This window comes from Vibrio sp. 10N.286.52.C3, from assembly GCF_041468865.1.
In the GTDB taxonomy this organism is placed as follows: Bacteria; Pseudomonadota; Gammaproteobacteria; order Enterobacterales; family Vibrionaceae; genus Vibrio; species Vibrio crassostreae_C.
Map to the genome: position 1 here is coordinate 1 of NZ_JBFRJM010000139.1, position 232 is coordinate 232.

Sequence of the window (232 nt, forward strand, 5' to 3'; positions counted from 1 at the left end):
TGCCGTCACTGTGTTTGAACTCGTATTTGGTCACGCCATCCAGATCGCTGCCGGACAAGGTACCCACTACCGCGTCCGCCACTTGGTTTTCCGCGTACGTCACCGTCTGCGCACCGAACGAGCCTGACTCATCCACGTTGCTCTCTTTCAGGATCACCGTCGCTTCCGCTGTCGAGCCGTAACCGTCGGTCATCACCATCTGGTAATCGCCACTGTTCGTGCCTTGCTCGAA

Annotated in this window: 1 protein-coding gene; it reads right to left on the reverse strand. The window is 57.8% G+C overall.

Annotated features, from left to right (window positions below):
- A partial coding sequence (locus tag AB4138_RS24015) for a hypothetical protein (protein WP_372307965.1) occupies positions 1-232 on the reverse strand: 232 nt, incomplete at both ends.